General features: G+C 48.5%; 17 protein-coding genes. 14 read left to right on the forward strand and 3 right to left on the reverse strand.

All coding sequences use genetic code 11. From position 1 onward, the window contains the following. Nucleotides 1-10 precede the first annotated feature (10 nt). The 10 genes from QU597_RS13715 (at nt 11) to QU597_RS13760 (ending at nt 9110) form a co-directional block, all read left to right on the forward strand. Nucleotides 11-874 (forward strand): TIGR02452 family protein, encoded by an 864-nt coding sequence (locus tag QU597_RS13715; protein WP_310833122.1) that lies wholly within the window; start codon nt 11-13, stop codon nt 872-874. A 440-nt stretch (nt 875-1314) separates the two neighbouring features. Beyond that, a complete protein-coding gene (locus tag QU597_RS13720; RefSeq protein ID WP_310833123.1) occupies nt 1315-1725 on the forward strand; it encodes a bacteriohemerythrin in 411 nt (136 codons plus the stop codon). Between the two features lie 171 nt (nt 1726-1896). After that, complete coding sequence (locus tag QU597_RS13725) at nt 1897-3090, forward strand: metallophosphoesterase (RefSeq protein WP_310833124.1); 1194 nt, start codon at nt 1897-1899, stop codon at nt 3088-3090. A gap of 68 nt (nt 3091-3158) precedes the next feature. Next, entirely contained in the window at nt 3159-3404 is a 246-nt protein-coding gene (locus QU597_RS13730) for a DUF3977 family protein (RefSeq protein ID WP_310833314.1), read from the forward strand. 71 nt (nt 3405-3475) lie between these two features. Further along, on the forward strand, nt 3476-3928 hold the full coding sequence (locus QU597_RS13735; protein ID WP_310833125.1) for a MarR family winged helix-turn-helix transcriptional regulator: 453 nt from the start codon (nt 3476-3478) through the stop codon (nt 3926-3928). A gap of 274 nt (nt 3929-4202) precedes the next feature. Further along, nucleotides 4203-5027 (forward strand): NAD(P)H-binding protein, encoded by an 825-nt coding sequence (locus tag QU597_RS13740; protein ID WP_310833126.1) that lies wholly within the window; start codon nt 4203-4205, stop codon nt 5025-5027. A 167-nt stretch (nt 5028-5194) separates the two neighbouring features. After that, nucleotides 5195-5872, forward strand: a complete 678-nt coding sequence (locus tag QU597_RS13745; RefSeq protein WP_310833127.1) for a response regulator transcription factor — start codon at nt 5195-5197, stop codon at nt 5870-5872. Then, the gene (locus QU597_RS13750; protein WP_310833128.1) at nt 5869-7245 is read left to right on the forward strand and encodes a sensor histidine kinase; all 1377 of its coding nucleotides are present in this window, start codon (nt 5869-5871) and stop codon (nt 7243-7245) included. Before QU597_RS13745 ends, QU597_RS13750 begins: the two co-directional genes overlap by 4 nt. Before the next feature lie 69 nt (nt 7246-7314). Next, nucleotides 7315-8433, forward strand: a complete 1119-nt coding sequence (locus tag QU597_RS13755) for an ABC transporter permease (protein ID WP_310833129.1) — start codon at nt 7315-7317, stop codon at nt 8431-8433. After that, entirely contained in the window at nt 8430-9110 is a 681-nt protein-coding gene (locus tag QU597_RS13760) for an ABC transporter ATP-binding protein (protein ID WP_310833130.1), read from the forward strand. Before QU597_RS13755 ends, QU597_RS13760 begins: the two co-directional genes overlap by 4 nt. Nucleotides 9111-9229: 119 nt before the next feature. Here the strand turns inward: QU597_RS13760 and QU597_RS13765 are convergent, their stop codons facing one another. Beyond that, complete coding sequence (locus QU597_RS13765) at nt 9230-9898, reverse strand: Type 1 glutamine amidotransferase-like domain-containing protein (protein ID WP_310833131.1); 669 nt, start codon at nt 9896-9898, stop codon at nt 9230-9232. 219 nt (nt 9899-10117) lie between these two features. Between QU597_RS13765 and QU597_RS13770 the strand changes: the two genes are divergently transcribed. Continuing rightward, nucleotides 10118-10954, forward strand: coding sequence for a class I SAM-dependent methyltransferase (locus tag QU597_RS13770; protein ID WP_310833132.1), 837 nt, complete (start codon nt 10118-10120; stop codon nt 10952-10954). Nucleotides 10955-11172: 218 nt separating this feature from the next. On the opposite strand, the gene QU597_RS13775 is transcribed toward QU597_RS13770, so the two are convergent. Beyond that, nucleotides 11173-12072 (reverse strand): LysR family transcriptional regulator, encoded by a 900-nt coding sequence (locus QU597_RS13775; RefSeq protein WP_310833133.1) that lies wholly within the window; start codon nt 12070-12072, stop codon nt 11173-11175. Nucleotides 12073-12265: 193 nt separating this feature from the next. Between QU597_RS13775 and QU597_RS13780 the strand changes: the two genes are divergently transcribed. Further along, nucleotides 12266-13372: a YeiH family protein gene (locus QU597_RS13780; protein WP_310833134.1), complete on the forward strand. Its 1107-nt coding sequence runs from the start codon at nt 12266-12268 to the stop codon at nt 13370-13372. 9 nt (nt 13373-13381) lie between these two features. Here QU597_RS13780 and QU597_RS13785 read toward each other — a convergent pair whose 3' ends face one another. Continuing rightward, nucleotides 13382-14209 (reverse strand): helix-turn-helix domain-containing protein, encoded by an 828-nt coding sequence (locus QU597_RS13785; RefSeq protein WP_310833135.1) that lies wholly within the window; start codon nt 14207-14209, stop codon nt 13382-13384. 376 nt (nt 14210-14585) lie between these two features. Between QU597_RS13785 and QU597_RS13790 the strand changes: the two genes are divergently transcribed. Together QU597_RS13790 and QU597_RS13795 are read left to right on the forward strand one after the other, a co-directional pair. Further along, complete coding sequence (locus QU597_RS13790; protein ID WP_310833136.1) at nt 14586-15749, forward strand: Gfo/Idh/MocA family protein; 1164 nt, start codon at nt 14586-14588, stop codon at nt 15747-15749. A gap of 47 nt (nt 15750-15796) precedes the next feature. Next, nucleotides 15797-16561, forward strand: coding sequence for a sugar phosphate isomerase/epimerase family protein (locus QU597_RS13795; protein ID WP_310833137.1), 765 nt, complete (start codon nt 15797-15799; stop codon nt 16559-16561). Nucleotides 16562-16577 lie beyond the last annotated feature (16 nt).

Here is a 16577-nt window from a genome sequence, read left to right on the forward strand (position 1 = left end):
GTGAGAACTTATGAACGCTAAAAGCAATCCAAGAGATAAAAGAGCCGCAATTGCTCAAGAGACTTTGGATATAATTACAAATGGCAGCTATATGAACAGCTCTGGACAGGTGGTAGATATTGCAGAATTCGTCCGGTCGGCAATTGCCGGTTCCCAGCTGTACTCACCGGAGCAGCTGACAACGCTTAACGGGGACATTATTGAGCGTATCCATCATCAACCGCAGCATAAGACGGTTATTGAGGTCAGCGGTGAAACCACACTGCAGGCAGCGCAGCGGCTTGTAGAACAAGAGGGAATTAAGCACACAGTGTGTCTTAACTTTGCTTCCGCCAAGAACCCCGGCGGCGGCTTCCTTGGTGGAAGCCAAGCACAGGAGGAGAGCTTAGCCAGAGCTTCTGCCCTTTATCCCTGCATCTCACAAATGAAAGAAATGTATGACTATAACCGCAGCCGGAAAACCTGCCTGTATTCGCATTACATGATTCATTCACCAGGCGTTCCTGTGTTCAGAGACAGGCAGGACGTCCTGCTCGCCAAACCCTTTGCGGTTTCGATGATTACAGCACCTGCTGTGAACGCTGGGGTGGTTAAGGAGCGGGAACTCCATGAGTTACCGCGGATTGCCGAAGTGATGCTGGAACGGATCCGCTATATCCTGACAGTTGCTGCAGTGCATGGCCATTCTGCCGTTGTGCTGGGAGCTTACGGCTGTGGTGTATTCCGCAATGACCCTCTTGAGGTTGCCGGGTACTTCCGTCAGGTGCTGATGGAAGAGGGCTACCAGAACCTTTTTGACACAATCGTATTTGCTGTTCTGGACCTGTCGCCGCACCAAGGGGTAATCAGTGCCTTCCGGCGGACATTGCTATAATACGTTGAGCAACTTAACGGCTTAATAATAGGCTAATTAATGATCAGTTTAAAGACCGCCAGTATAAATAAAGCTCCCAGGACGATCCAGCCCAGCGGGTGCCGCGGGTTCAAGGTCCAGCCGAGACCTGATGATTTAGGGACAAGGATTGGGGTTTTTGATGGATTTTTACGAAACATATTTTATGCTCCTGTCATTGGGTGATATAGGTTAGAAATACGATGCTATTCTGAGTATTCACCAATTTCAATTAAACTGCAATAACTCTCAGACGCAAGAGATGATCTTGCGGTTTTTTTTTACGTTATAGCTAATTAAGCTGGTGCAGTTATTTGCTGAATATTGTCGTGTGATGTTGTTAACAGAACTTTCCTCCGCAAATGTGGAAAATAAAGTATATGTATTTTTGCATAAATTTTTGGAAAAGGGCAAGGTGAGTTATGATCGATTGGAAGGAATCCTATAACATCGGTGTAGAAAAGATCGATTGCCAGCACAGACAGCTGCTGCTGAAGCTGAATGAATTTTTTGATGCATGTACTAACCAGAAGGGCAAAGAGAAGATCGAAGAAACACTGAGGTTCCTTAAGGAATATACGATTGAGCATTTTGGCAGCGAAGAGCAGCTGATGGCAGATATCGACTTTCCTGAACTTGCCGAGCACCAGAAGACACATGCTGAATTTGTACAGACCGTTCTGGAACTTGAAGAGAGTGTGAAGACCAAGGGAGTATCCGTACTGTCGACGATTAAGCTGAACCGTACGCTGACAGACTGGCTCCTGAGCCACATCAGCAAATGCGATCAACTGATCGGGGATTGCATCGCCAGCAAAAATAAAGCGGTATAACTACATAATGTGAAGCGAAGATGCTGTAAGGTATCTTCTTTTTTTAACCCCATTTTTAGGGCGGACCTAGCTCTGTTGATGTTAAGCAGAGGCAGAATTTATACCTCGCAAATACTTTGTGCTATGATTTGAAGTAGAACGTATAGAAAAGCTTTAAGCTAAAGGAGTTGGATGATGAGAAATCTGCGCATGCTCATTTCAGGCACTGTAATGCTGCTGGTATTGGGACTTGTAAACTTCTACATTGGCTATCATCTCTGGGTTCTGCTGGAGAACCTGCTGCCGGGTATTTCAGAAGGTGTATACTGGACGGTATTCATGGTCATTGCGTTTGCTTATATGATCGGTATGGTGCCGTGGCCGAAGGCTGTAAAGCCAGCCGCCAGACTATTTAAGGTGGTTGGCTCTTACTATTTGGCCTGTATGGAGTTCGCCGTTATTATGCTGCCGCTGACCGATCTGCTTTACTGGGTGCTGGGTCTGGCGGGCTTTGAACGGACCGCGTTCACTGCTGAGGCGGGGGTCACACTTACGCTGCTGCTCGCGGTGTTCCTGCTGTGGGGTTCGCGGAATGCCTGGAGCACGATCGTGCGAACGCATCCTATCCGGATTGATAAATCCATCGGGACGAGCAGCCCGTTAACTGTTGCTGTTGCGTCGGATCTGCATTTGGGCAATATCGTCGGTAACCGTCATCTGCGCAAAATGGTAGCCGAAATCAACGGGATGAAGCCGGATATCATTCTTTTGGCCGGGGATGTACTAGATGACAGTATCGAGCCGTTTATCCGCAACGGAATGATTGAACATCTGAAGCAGCTCAAGGCCCGGCACGGTGTGTTTGCCGTTCTTGGCAACCATGAGTATTACGGAGGTTCTATCGGTCAATATACCGAGCTCATGGCCCGCAACGGCATCCGCGTGCTGCAGGACGAAGTGGTGGAAACTGCGGGTGTATATATTGTAGGCCGCAAAGACAAAACAGCGGAGTCCATGGAAGGCGGCAGATTAAGTGTATCTGCACTGCTGGAAGGTCTTGAACTTTCCCGCCCGATTATAATGATGGACCATCAGCCGACAGGATTCGATATCGCCGCCAAAGCCGGAGTTGATGTTCTGTTGTCCGGTCACACCCACCGCGGGCAGATTGCACCGAATCACTGGATTACAAAACGGCTGTTTGAACTGGACTGGGGTTATCTGCTCAAGGATAAATTGCATGTGGTCGTCTCCTCGGGGTACGGAACCTGGGGACCTCCAATCCGTCTCGCCAGCCGCTCCGAGCTGATCAAGCTGGAGGTGCTGCTGGAAGGCAGCAAGAGCTACAGTGAAGAACCGCTGTCTGCCAAGACGGTATTGGTCTGAAGTCAGCACAACCCCCTGCACTCCTTAGTTGAGAGCGGGGGGTTAACCCTGTTGAAGGAGTGGGAATTCTGAAATATATCGAGTTTGGCATCGGAAACCGCTGGTTTGTCCGGACCGAGACAGAATTGGCGGATGGAACTGAATTTGAGGTGAAAGGAATCGCCGGTCCGGTAAACCTGCATTCCTTATACATAAGATGTTGGGTAGGAAAAACAGTCTGGATATTTGACGTCAGATCGGGCTTTAAAAAAATCCGCAAAAACCGGAAAACATTCAAACTGATATTTGGTGTCAGCAGTTACTTGGATGAATAATCTTTGACAGCGGGTGAATAAGCGGGTACATTAAAGTAGTTAAGGTATTAACTAATTGGAGCTGAACCGGAATGATGGACGATTTACAGAAGCTTGTGCTGGAGCAGCCGTTGCCTACCGAGGCTTTTTTCACCCTGGTGGAGACGACGGCGAATGTTGTAGCTGTCTCGGAAAGATATTGGCAGGCACATGGACTGAATGGAGCGAGAATCCGGATTCTGGTGGAGATCGCCAAACATGGCGGCAGTATTCTGCCTTCGATTCTTGCAGAGAAAATCGGTGTAACCAAAGCTAATATAAGCTTGCTGCTCTCACCGCTAGAGAAGGAAGGTTACATCGTAAGAGCTGACCACGCCGAAGACGGCCGCAAGACGGTGATTTCTATCACCGGTGAGGGTCAATCCTTGCTGCTGGAGCATCTGCCCCACAACCGGCAGGCGGTAGCAGAGCGGATGAACAGACTGGACGAACAGGAGCTTGTTCAGCTGATGTCGCTGCTGCATAAGCTGAACCGCCCCTTATAGATAGGAGGGAGCGCACTAAGGGAACTGATGTTTTATGTTCATTTAGTTAATAACTTAACTAATATTGACTGAACTTAAAAAACATTTAGGGAAAAGTGGCGGAGGAGAATTTTGGAACTGTAGGAGCGGTAGCATCCGCCTTTGTCTTCGGATTTCTGCCGTGAAGGACGGTTAAAATCAAGAAATCTGAAGACAATAGCGGCCGTAAGTCCAAACATTCTCAGTAGCCACGACTAATCCCCTAAAAAAATACAAGTTAGAAGGGAATCCTCTTATGCAAATAATGATTACTGGAGCGACGGGACAGCTGGGAGGTTTGATTTTAGAGAATCTGCTGCAGAAGATGCCTGCCGGGCAGATCATCGCTGGTGTGCGTAATCCTGGTAAAACTTCAGAACTGCATCAACTTGGCCTTGAGACACGGATCGTGGATTACGATGCCCCGGAAACGCTGGATAAAGCTTTTGCTGGTGTTACTAAGCTGCTGTTAATCTCTAGTTCGAATTCCGATGATCAGGTCCGGCTTGCCCAGCATCTAAGGGTAATTGATGCAGCGCAGAGAGCTGGCGTTGATCATATTCTCTATACCAGCTTTGCTTTTTCCCAGAAAGGAAATTCTGATAATGTCCATTCCCTTACGGAGCAGGCGGTTCAGGATAGCGGGCTAAGGTATACTTTTTTGCGTAACGCCCTTTATATTGATTTCGTAAATGTGCTTGATTTGAAGGAAGCGATCCGCAGCGGCGTGCTAACAACACTTCCGGGGAATTGGCGGTTTAATGCGGTTTCACGCAGTGATCTGGCCCTGGCGACGGCGGCTATTCTTACACAAAGCGGACAAGAAAATCAAAGCTATGAGTTAACCGCTTCACAGACCTGGACCTTTGATGATCTTGCTGGAGCTCTGGCCGGTTTGGCGGGTAAACCTGTAATCCACCGCGAGGATCCCGAAATGCAGCATTGGTTCTATAACTTCCTGTCAACAATAGACACTGTTTCGACCACTACTGATCTGGAGAGATGGATGGGGCGGAAAGTTACCCCGCTTAAAGAGAGTATATTGCCTTTTATCGGACCACAGCAGACGCAGACGTTTTAGGATTAATTTGGACTTTTATGCGAAAAACAACGGAATGCAGTTACTTTATCAACACTATTTTGCCAAACGGTCTTTTCTTCACCAGTATCTTTACACTCAGTTGTCATCCGGAAGCAATGTTGCTACGATAGAGGACAGCTATATTGGATTATGGGAGTGAGATTCTGATGAAAAAAATTTTGGTTGCCGATGATGATGTCCATATTCGTACGCTGCTGCGGCATGTGTTGACGAGAGAGGGCTATCTTACGATTGAAGCAGGGGACGGGCGGGAAGCCGTAGCACTGATGAAGGAGAGCACGGTAGATCTGGCGGTTGTGGATGTAATGATGCCGCAAATGGACGGGCTGGAGCTGTGCCAATACATTAGGGAAACCTACGACATTCCGGTTATTCTGTTAACTGCGCGTCAGCAGCTCAGTGATAAGGAACAGGGTTATTTGAGCGGGACGGATGATTATGTGACCAAACCCTTTGAGCCGGAAGAGCTGCTGTTCCGCATCAAAGCTTTGTTCCGGCGTTATTCTGTAGCATCGGATGATAAAATCCGCCTCAACTCCCTCGTAATTGACCGTAAAAATTATGAGATCAGCGACGGAAATGATGTATTGCTGCTGCCGGTCAAAGAGTTCGAGCTTCTGGCACAGCTGGCACAGTATCCGGGACGCCTGTTTTCGCGCAGCGAACTGATTGAGCTGGTCTGGGGAGCAGATTATGAAGGGGATGAGCGGACGGTGGACGTGCACATTAAGCGTCTGCGTCAACGGTTCGCCGGATATCAGAATGATTTTATGATCCGGACCGTGCGCGGGATCGGCTATAAAGTGGAAATGGTGAACACATGAAATCATTGTATGTTAGAATGTGCCTGCTGTTTTGCTCCATGATCGTCATGAGCAGCTTTCTCGGCTTTCTTGTATCCAATCTGTATTATCAGGCCAAAATCAAGCCGCAAAACGATGCCAAGCTGACGAAAATGGCTATCGGCCTCCAGGGGTTCATCCAGGATCATCCCGATGGAGCGGGGGAATATCTGCTGAGCACAGCCTCACTCGGCTATAAGCTGTATCTGTCCGACGGTCAAGGTGATGAACGTTTCTACGGTCTGCCTTTCCGTAAAAATGATCTTCCGGAGGAGAAGCTACAGCAGGTACTAGCCGGCAGTATCTACCATGGGGTGGCGGAATTTCCGAGCAAGGCGTTTATTACCGGTTTTTTTGATAACCAGCTAAGCAATACGATCGGTGTTCCGGTGCAGATGAGCGGACATACGTACGCCCTGTTTATGCGTCCGGATGCAGAGGTGCAGTTCGGTGAGCTGCGGATCTTTTTTGCTGTGCTGCTCGGTGTCAGTGTCCTGTTCAGCTTATGGTTTGTTGTAGTTGCCGTACTGCATGTGGTCAAACCGATCACCCGGCTTACAGCGGCTACGCAGCGCATATCGAGCGGAAGATATGATATCCGGCTGAACACGAGGCGCCGCGATGAAATCGGACAGCTGGCCTCTCACTTTATGATTATGAGCCGGGAGCTGGAGCGGACCAACCGGGCACGGCAGGAGTTTGTCGCCAATGTCTCCCATGAGATCGAATCGCCGCTGACCTCCATTCAGGGCTTCGCCCATGCTCTTAAGGATCATGAGCTGCCGGAGGGCCAGCGGCTGGAATATCTCTCGATTATCGATCAGGAGAGCCGCCGGCTGTCGATGCTCAGCAAGCAGCTGCTGACGTTGTCTACCCTGGATTATGATGAGAATGCGCTGCATAAGCAAAAGGTGGACCTGCGGGCACAGCTGCGCCAGGTGGTGCAAATTATGGAATGGCGGCTGACAGAGAAAGAATTGGCTGTACGGCTGCATGTGGAGGATATTACACTGCATGCCGATTCAAATCTGCTCTATCAGGTGTGGATGAATCTCGTATCCAATGCGGTCAAATATACCCCGCCAGGCGGTACGATTACCCTGTCAGCGGCAGCTACGAATGGAATCTGCACGGTCAAGGTAGCTGACACCGGAGAAGGTATTTCCGCCGCAGAGCTGCCGATGATTTTTGACCGGTTCTATAAAGTCGACCGCGCACGTACCCGTGACAGCAACAGCAGCGGACTAGGCCTTTCGATTGCCCAAAAGATTGTACAGGCACATAATGGGACGATTGAAGTCTCCAGTACGACAGGTGAAGGCACGACCTTTACTGTTACGCTGCCGTATTTGTAATTGTTTATTCATACTCCGTTCATTTTCGCCCTCTACACTGTATCCATACAGAGATGAGGGAGTGGTAATATGTTTTTGGCTTTAAGGGAGATGAGGCACTCCAAGGCAAGATACAGCCTCATTATGGTGATCATGCTGCTGGTTTCCTTTTTGGTACTGTTCGTAACCGGCCTGGCCCGAGGACTGGCCTATGCCAATATTTCCGCAGTAGAGAATATGCCGGCGAACTATTTCGCTGTTCAAGCTGATGCCGATCATGCGTTTAGACGTTCCCAGTTAAGTGATAAAGAGCTTGCAGCAGCACAGTCTGTTGTCGGCGCAGCTAACGCCACCACATTAGCGGTACAGACAACCACGATAACAGCAGATGATGCTGATGTTAAAGCTGATATCACCATTTTTGCAGTGGATATGACAGGAATGCTTGCTCCTAAAGTGGTGCAGGGCGATTCCATTGCTAATGCTTCACAAGGAAGTGCGATCGTTGATTCTAAGCTGGAGCAGTCCGGTGTGACTATCGGCAGCTCGATCCGTGATCAGGCTTCCGGGATGAGGTGGAAAGTGACCGGTTTTGTGAACGATAGCTCATACAGTCACACGCCTGTCGTCTATATTACGCAAGCGGATTGGCAGACTATGAAGGGCGGATCTGTACAGGATAGTGCAGGGCAGCAGGCGGCTCCTTACAATGTAATAGCACTGAAGGCTTCTTCCGCTCAGGCTGCTGAAATCACTGGTAAATTAGATCATGTAGAAACCATTACGCAAAAGCAGGCGATTGCCAGCATCCCCGGCTATTCTGCGGAGCAAAATTCCCTGCTCATGATGATTGTGTTCCTGTTCGTCATAGCAGCATTTGTACTCGCAGTCTTCTTCTATGTGATCACGATCCAGAAGACGAGCCAGTTCGGCATCCTGAAAGCTATGGGTACCAAGATGTCTTATCTGGCCTGGAGTGTCGTTGGTCAAGTGATGATTCTGTCCGTGGGGAGTCTGGCGATCAGCCTGCTGCTGACCTTCGGGATGACAATGAGCCTGCCGGATACAATGCCGTTTCAGCTTGAAGGCTCGACGATGATTCTGACCAGCGTGCTGTTTATTGGGATGTCACTGCTTGGATCCCTGATTTCTGTAGCGAGAGTAGCGAAGGTAGATGCCTTAGAGGCGATTGGGAGGGCTGGAGCATGAGTGCTATGTTGATGATGAAGCAGGTAACCAAAACCTATGGGGATGGCGGCCAGACGATGTCTGTACTCAATAAACTTGATCTTACTGTGAATGAAGGTGAGTTCGTAGCTGTGCTGGGACCTTCCGGATCAGGCAAAAGTACCTTTCTCTCTGCGGCTGGGGCACTGCTGACACCGACCAGCGGCGAGATTTATATCGATGGCGAGCCGCTTAGCAACAAGGACAAAAGTGAGTTGACCGAGCTGCGACTGCAAAAAATCGGGTTTATGTTCCAGAGCGCACAGCTGCTGCCTTATCTGAAGGTGGAGGAACAGCTGCTCTATGTCGCCAAGCTGGCGAAGCTGGGGATGAAGGAGGCCAAAGTTCGGGCTACTTACTTAATGAAGCGGCTCGAAATATGGGAACGGCGCAATCACTATCCCGAACAGCTGTCCGGGGGAGAGAAGCAGCGTGTAGCGATTGCCAGAGCCTGGATGAACAAGCCGGCCATTCTGTTCGCGGACGAGCCGACAGCGAGTCTGGATTTCCAGCGCGGCAAAGAGGTCGTGCGGATGATCGCCGATGAAGTCAAAAGCGAAGGCAAAGCCGCGGTTATGGTCACCCATGATGAACGGATGCTGGAATGGTGCGACCGTGTACTGCATTTGGAAGACGGGATTTTGGTAGAACACAAATAATTCTGCTATATAGTAAGCCTGATCCCTGAAAAGTGAGGGATCAGGCTTTTTGGGCTGTAAGGCTTGATTTTATACTTCAACAGGAATTACTTATGTAAGGTCACAGCCGCTCAGACTAATTAGAGCGTCTCAACCAATTTCTGAATCTTTGAGTGGGAAATTAAATATACAGGACCCATTATTTCTATTTTGCCGTCCTTTACACGTATAGCGCTCTCCTGTTCTGCCGCATAAACATCAATCTCTTCAGACAAGGGGAACAGGTAGCCTTGAACAAACGTGGCGTAGTCGCGTTTAGAATGAGATTCATAGGCAAAATGATCAAAGCCAATACCATCATAAATAGTACTTGTTTCAACTTCATAGCCAGTGTTTATCAAGCTTAACCATTTTGTAGCCATGTTTAACGCACCGGCGCTTGCACCTATTATTACGGCATTGCTGTTCTTAATCACATCCGACAATTCATATTCCGCCAAAAATTCGTTCTGCAAAACAGGATATCCGCCGCATAAAAAAATGACAGAAGCGTTTTGAATGAACCGCTGGGCATCTTCCTTCTGCATGCGGTAATCAATGAAATGATATTCATTAAAAATAATGTTAGCCTGATTCAACCATGTCCATTCAGAAATATCATCAAAGTTAATTTGCTCATCTGTATAACCAGACGGGTCAGCGCTAATCATAACAAGCGATTTTCTGTCTTGTATATCCTCATGCAACCACTTAACCAGCTTCTCTGGAAAAAATTCATTAAACCAACTGAGATAGTAGTGAGTACTCAAACTTAATTACCTCCATATGTATAATTTACATTCATCCATTCTTAACAATAAAACGTATTATTTACTTCTTATAAATCCAGCTTATATTACCATAACATGGTATTTAAGTGTGTGAAAGGGGACAAATAAAGTTTGGAAAATTGTGGGTTAAAAATCGGGACATGTCTTAGTATAATAGGTTACAAGCGGAGAAAATTTATTTTCTAAGGAGATGCTTTTATGAGTTACAACCCCGAAATTCCAAGAAGCCGCTATGATAACTATGGTGACCGTGAATGGACACGTCTTGAAAAGGATGGGCATGGCGAACTTTTATATCAGGTACATCTTGATATTTTGAAGCGCTATATTAATCTAACCGATAAAGTTTTAGAGATTGGTGCGGGTTCAGGAAGATATACAAAGGATATTGTTGCAATGTGTGCTGAATTGACCGTTACAGATATATCTAGTCATCAAATGGAGTTCAATAAGTCCAAAATGCGCGAGCTATCACTGATTGACAGAATAAAGGCATACCATGTTTTAGATGTTCTTGATATGAGTATTTTTGAAGATTCTTCTTTCGATTGCGTTGTCTGTATCGGTGGTGTAATCAATTATCTTTTGGACAAAGAGAAAGATGGAATACAAGAAATGCTAAGAGTATTAAAACCTGATGGCGTATTGATTGTTGGGTCCATGAGCTTCATTGGCGCTTCGCTTTATTATCTTGATGGTATAAGGTATGAAAAAGACCAGTTCGGGCTTGAAGCGACAAGGTGGATCTTTGATACAGGTGTTCAAGACGAAGAGCATTATCCAGTTGAAAGCAAGCATTACGTCCATATGATGAGAAGCACCGAAATGGATGCTTTATTTGCTCAGTTTCCTGTAAGAGTTCGAGAGAGAAGCTCCGCTGGTTTATTTACGCAAGCAGGAGATTCTGCCTTGGAAAATGCCCGCAACGATAAAGAATTTTGGAAGCTAATTGTTGAAAAAGAGATTGCGTTTACCAAATTACAGGGCACTCTTGATTGTGGAATGAATATCATCTATGTTGTGCAAAAATTGTAATTCCCGCCACTATTGACGATACATAAGCGCGCTAAAAGGTGATATTTCCCATTACTTTTTAGCGCGTTTTTCTGTAGAGCGGAGAGTGACGGGGGCGGGGTTTAATCCTGTTCGCTATTAGTATAGGTGTATTTGAGAGCTTATCATTTGGTTGTATGTTTACTTTATTATCCCGCCTGTTAGCTTCATGAAGCATCGGCAGTCTAACACTTTATTGTTCACTCTGAAAATTTATTTTCTTTTGACAAAAGCAGCTTCTCCATAAATACACGGTTGGCCATCGCAACGGTATTCTCCTTGCGGCGGATGATCAGGAAATCTCTGTCTGGAAGCTTCTGCCGGACCCGCAGTTCTGCTATTTCTCCGCTGGCCAGTTCTTTGCGTACAATCCAGCGTGAGATCAGCGTAATTCCGAGACCGGCGGCAACGGCTTCTTTGATTCCCTGGCTGCTGTTAAATACGTAAGCACGTTTAGCTGAAAGGCTGCCTTCCTGCAGGAAATGATCGCTGTAAGCACGGGTCCCGGAGCCGGGCTCACGCAGCACCCAGATCTGATTCTGCAGCAGGTCATAATCAGTGGTGAGCGCTCCGGCGAGCGGATGTCCAGAAGCGGCAACGAGGATCATCTCATCCTTCATATAAGGAATAATATCCAGTTCAGCATCACCGGTTTCGCCTTCGATGAAGCCCATATCCAGCACATTAGCTTTTACGGCTGCAATAATCTCCTCCGTATTGCCGATTGTGACCTGAAGATTCACTTGCGGATATTGCTTGGCGAATTCAGCCAGCCTCCCCGGCAAGATATACTCCCCGATTGTAAAGCTGGCTCCCAGATGGAGGCTGCCAGTAACCTCATCCTGCAGCAGCTGTATCTCACGCCCGGCTTCCTCATAATGAGCCAGGATTTGTTTGGCATGTTTGTAGAGTATCGCACCAGCCTCTGTCAGCCGTACTTCCTTCGGGGAACGGTGCAGCAGCTTGCTGCCCAGCTCATTCTCCAGGTTGCGGATATGCAGGCTTACTCCCGGCTGGGAGAGATTGAGCAGTTCACCGGCCCGTGAGAAATGACGCTGTTCTGCGACCGTTACGAATACCCGCATTGCATCAGTAATCATTATAATCCCTCATTTATAATTAATTTATCTGCTGAATTCGGACCATATTCTTCATAATAGCATAGGTGATCCGATTAATCATAAGAAATACTAATGATTAATATAGCAAACCGGTATTTCACTTCTCTGATGCCTGACCGTATAGTGATAACAGAAGAGCCGGGGATAGAGCGGTAAGCAGGGAGTGGCAGTTATGCATATTCAATTATTTCAGCACATTAATAAATTCCAACAGCTCAACAATAACAAGCTTGAACGGAAGCTGGCCAGAGTCCGCGGATTCAGTGAAGGTCTGCTGCTTACCCTGTTGCTGGCGGTTGCCGCCAAATATATAGCCCAGCTTCCTTTTCTCAGCATTATGGGCCAGCTTGTACTGGCAATCCTGCTGGGAATTGTGCTCCGTGCAGTAGCTGGTGCGCCCAGCAGAGCGGTGGCAGGTATACAATTCTCCAGCAAAAAACTGCTCAGAGCCGGTATTATTCTGCTTGGCTTACGGCTGAATATATACGCCATCGTAGAGGCAGGTCCCAAAGTGCTTCTGATTGCCATAATCCATATTGTCTTTACACTTCTTGCTGTTTACGGGTTATGCAGATGGATGAAAATAGACCGGAGACTTGGCATTCTGACTGCGTGTGGAACTGCAATTTGCGGAGCGGCTGCTGTAGCGGCTATTTCCCCCCAGATCAAGGCAAGTGACAATGAAACGGCAGTGAGCGCTGCAACAGTGGCGATTCTGGGTACGATTTTCACACTGATCTATGTCGCGGCGTATCCGTGGCTTGGACTCAGCGAAGCGGGCTATGGCATATTTGCCGGGGCAACACTCCATGAAGTAGCGCATGTCATCGCCGCTTCCGCTCCAGTCGGGCAGCAGGCTGCAGATCTGGCGGTCATCGTCAAGCTGACCCGGGTAGCGCTGCTTGCACCGGTGGCGCTGGGGTTTGGAGTCTGGGAGGCCCGCAGAGAACGCAAACAAGCCGGTCAGCGTGGCGTGAGAACAGGAAGCGTGACAGGTGAGAAAGGGGCACACACGAAGCTGCCCGTTCCCTGGTTTATCGGCGGGTTTCTGCTGATGAGCGGAGTAAATACCCTTGGCTGGATTCCTGAGAAGGTTACAGCAGATTTGCTCGTACTGGCCTATCTGCTGCTGGCAATGGCGATGGCCGGACTCGGGCTTGGGATTGATCTCAAGACATTCGGCAGGATGGGACGGAAGCCGTTTATCGCCGGTCTCACCGGTTCGCTGCTGCTCTCAATGCTGGGATTTCTGCTCATACATGTTCTGGGGGTTGCTTAATGCTGAATGTTATCTGGTACTGCTGCGGTAAGCAGACGGAGAGACACCAGCGGTTTTCTTGAACACCTTGGAGAAGTGGGTCAATTCCATGCCTACCTGCTCAGCAATGCCGCCGATGCTGAACTTTGAACCTGAAAGCAGCCGTTTGGCCAGCTCCATCCGCTTGAGCTGAACATACTGCATCGGGGGCATACCCATGAATTTCTTGAAGTAGGGTATAAAGTAATTTGGGTGAAGATGCACAAGTTCAGCCAGCACCTCGACCTCCATCGGCTGACTCAGATGCTCATCTATGTATCCTAAGACATTGGCGAGTTTACCCTGGTCACCGGTATGCGCCAGATCATCGAGGAAATTGGCATAACCGCCGCCTTCCAGGCAGAGGGCAAGCAATTGAAGCAGACTCGCCTGTCTCCGCAGGGTTGAGAGAAAACTGTCATCCTCGAATAAAGCGATCAGCTCATTAAAAATAGCACGCACAGCATCCGGATCAGCAACCTCGCTGATATAAAGCTTGCCTGCACTGTGAAACAAAGGCCATTCTCCGATCTGAGCATCGAAATGACAGTAATAGCGGATATATGGATTGCGAGGAGAGGTCATGGTCGTTTGGGTTGTTCCCGCCGGCATAATCATCAAATGGCCGGCATGCGGATGATAGGTCTCCCCATTAATGATCACTTTGCCTTCTCCGCTGTCAATGAAATACAGCCGGTTGAAGGAGGGCGTCTCCTTGCTGCGGTCCCAACCGGGATATTTGCTGCTGAGCTGGGCATGGGTGACTCTAACCGTCAGATTCTGCAGCAGCCGTCCGGTCAGATTGCCGGGATGATTCATTTCCTGCTTCCTCCCCTTAATGGTTAAATTATTTTGCTGAAAAAATTTCTAGTCTAAAGGCAGAAGCAGCGGAGGGGAAGTTTGGAACTGTAGGAGCGATAGCGTCCGCCTTTAGGTTTGGATTTCTACTGCGAGAAGCGGTTAAATTCAAGAAATCCAAATCTAACAGCGGCCGGAAGTCCAAACATTCCCCGCAGCTGCGTACTGCGCCAGTTAGTTAACCTTTTTGTAAGCGTGTATTATTTTACCATTATATCGCTTTCATTTGTTCAATACATCTTAATTATATACAAAAACACCTTAATTCCGCTCATGGTCATCATCCGGGATTAGGGTTATTCTCATTTCATAAACATTTACAGGAGTGATCCGAATAATGAAGAAGGTCCGATTTGGAATTATCGGCGTTGGCAACATGGGCCGGGCCCATGCTCATAACCTGCTGAAAGAGGTGAAAGGAGCCGAATTGACAGCTGTCTGTGATATTAGTCCGGAGCGTCTGGATTGGGCTGCTGAGCAGCTGCCTGAGCATGTACAGCGGTTTAGCAGCAGTGAGGAGCTGTTCGAATCAGGGTGTATTGATGCGGTCTTAATCTCAACACCGCATTATGATCATCCGCCGCTGGCTATTCAGGCTTTTAAGCATGGTATACATGTGCTGATCGAAAAACCGGCGGGCGTATATACGAAGGCCGTGCAGGAAATGAACGATGCTGCCGCACAGAGTGACCGCATATTCGGCATTATGTACAACCAGCGGACGAATCCGCTCTATCAAAAACTGAGAGAGCTGATCGCTTCCGGTGAGCTTGGCGAGATCCGCCGTACCAACTGGATTATTACCAACTGGTACCGTTCGCAGAGCTATTATAACTCCGGCGGCTGGCGGGCAACTTGGGCCGGTGAAGGCGGCGGGGTACTGCTGAATCAGGACCCGCATCAGCTGGATCTCTGGCAGTGGACGACCGGGATGATGCCGAAGCGTGTACGGGCCTTTTGCCATTTCGGCAAATACCGCAACATTGAAGTCGAGGATGATGTAACCGCCTATGTCGAGTACGAGAATGGGGCAACCGGCCTGTTCATCACCACAACGGGGGAAGCGCCGGGAACGAATCGTTTTGAAATTACCGGTGACAACGGAAAAATCGTCGTTGAAGATGAAAAGCTGACCTTCTGGCGGCTGCGTACACCGGAGCCGGAGTTCAATGCCGCCTATACCGGAGGATTCGGACAACCGGAATGCTGGAAATGCGAAATACCGGTAGATAAAGGTAGCGGTGAACAGCATGTTGGCATTTTACGCAACTTCACCAATGCGATTCTCACAGGTGAGTCACTTATAGCACCAGGGGAAGAGGGGATACACGGCCTGACGCTTTCCAATGCCATGTATCTGTCGGCCTGGACGGACAACTGGGTAGATCTGCCGATTGATGCGGACTTATTCTATGAGCAGCTTATGGAGAAAGTACAGAACTCCACCTTCCGTAAAGAGGCTGCCGGCCCCCGCACCCTGGATGTATCAGGATCCCATTAGCAGCATTCAAGCTGATTTTAAAACCTATTAAGGAGTGACTTCGCTGCATGAAACAGACAACGATCGCTGCACAAATGTACACATTGCGAGAATTTACCCAAACCCCGGAAGGTTTACGGGCGGCTTTTCTGAAACTGAAAGATATCGGATATCAAGCGGTGCAGATTTCCGGGATTGGCAAGATTGATCCGCAGCTGGTCAAGCAGTATGCCGATGAGGCAGGGCTTACGATCTGTGCGACCCATGTGTCCTGGGACCGGCTGGTGAATGATCTGGAGGCTCTTGCTGCTGAACATAAGCTGTGGAATTGCAAATACATTGGTCTCGGCTCACTACCGGGCGAATATCAGGACAGTCAGGAGAGCTACCGCACATTCGCGCGGCTGGCTTCAGAAATCGCCCGTACCCTGCAAAAAGAGCATGGCTTGCAATTCATCTATCATAATCATGATTTTGAATTTGAGCGCGTAGACGGAGTTACTGGCATCGATGTGCTGGTGGAGGAAAGTGACGCTGATGCGCTCGGCTTTGAGCTGGATTTGTACTGGGTTCAGGCCGGCGGGGGAAGTCCGGTAGACTGGGTCCGCAAGGTACAGGACAGGATGCAGGTGGTGCATCTGAAGGATATGGCTGTTGTAGACCGAAAACAGGTGTTTGCCGAGATAGGCGAAGGGAACATGAACTATGAAGACATTATTAAAGCCTGCCGTGAGACCGGTGTGGAGTGGTACGTTGTGGAACAGGATGTCTGCCGCCGTGATCCGTTTGAGAGCCTGGCAATCAGCCTGAACTATTTGCAGAAGCTTTTATAGTCTGAGGAGGATAAGC

Origin of the sequence: Paenibacillus pedocola (assembly GCF_031599675.1) — a bacterium.
GTDB lineage: Bacteria > Bacillota > Bacilli > Paenibacillales > Paenibacillaceae > Paenibacillus_AQ > Paenibacillus_AQ pedocola.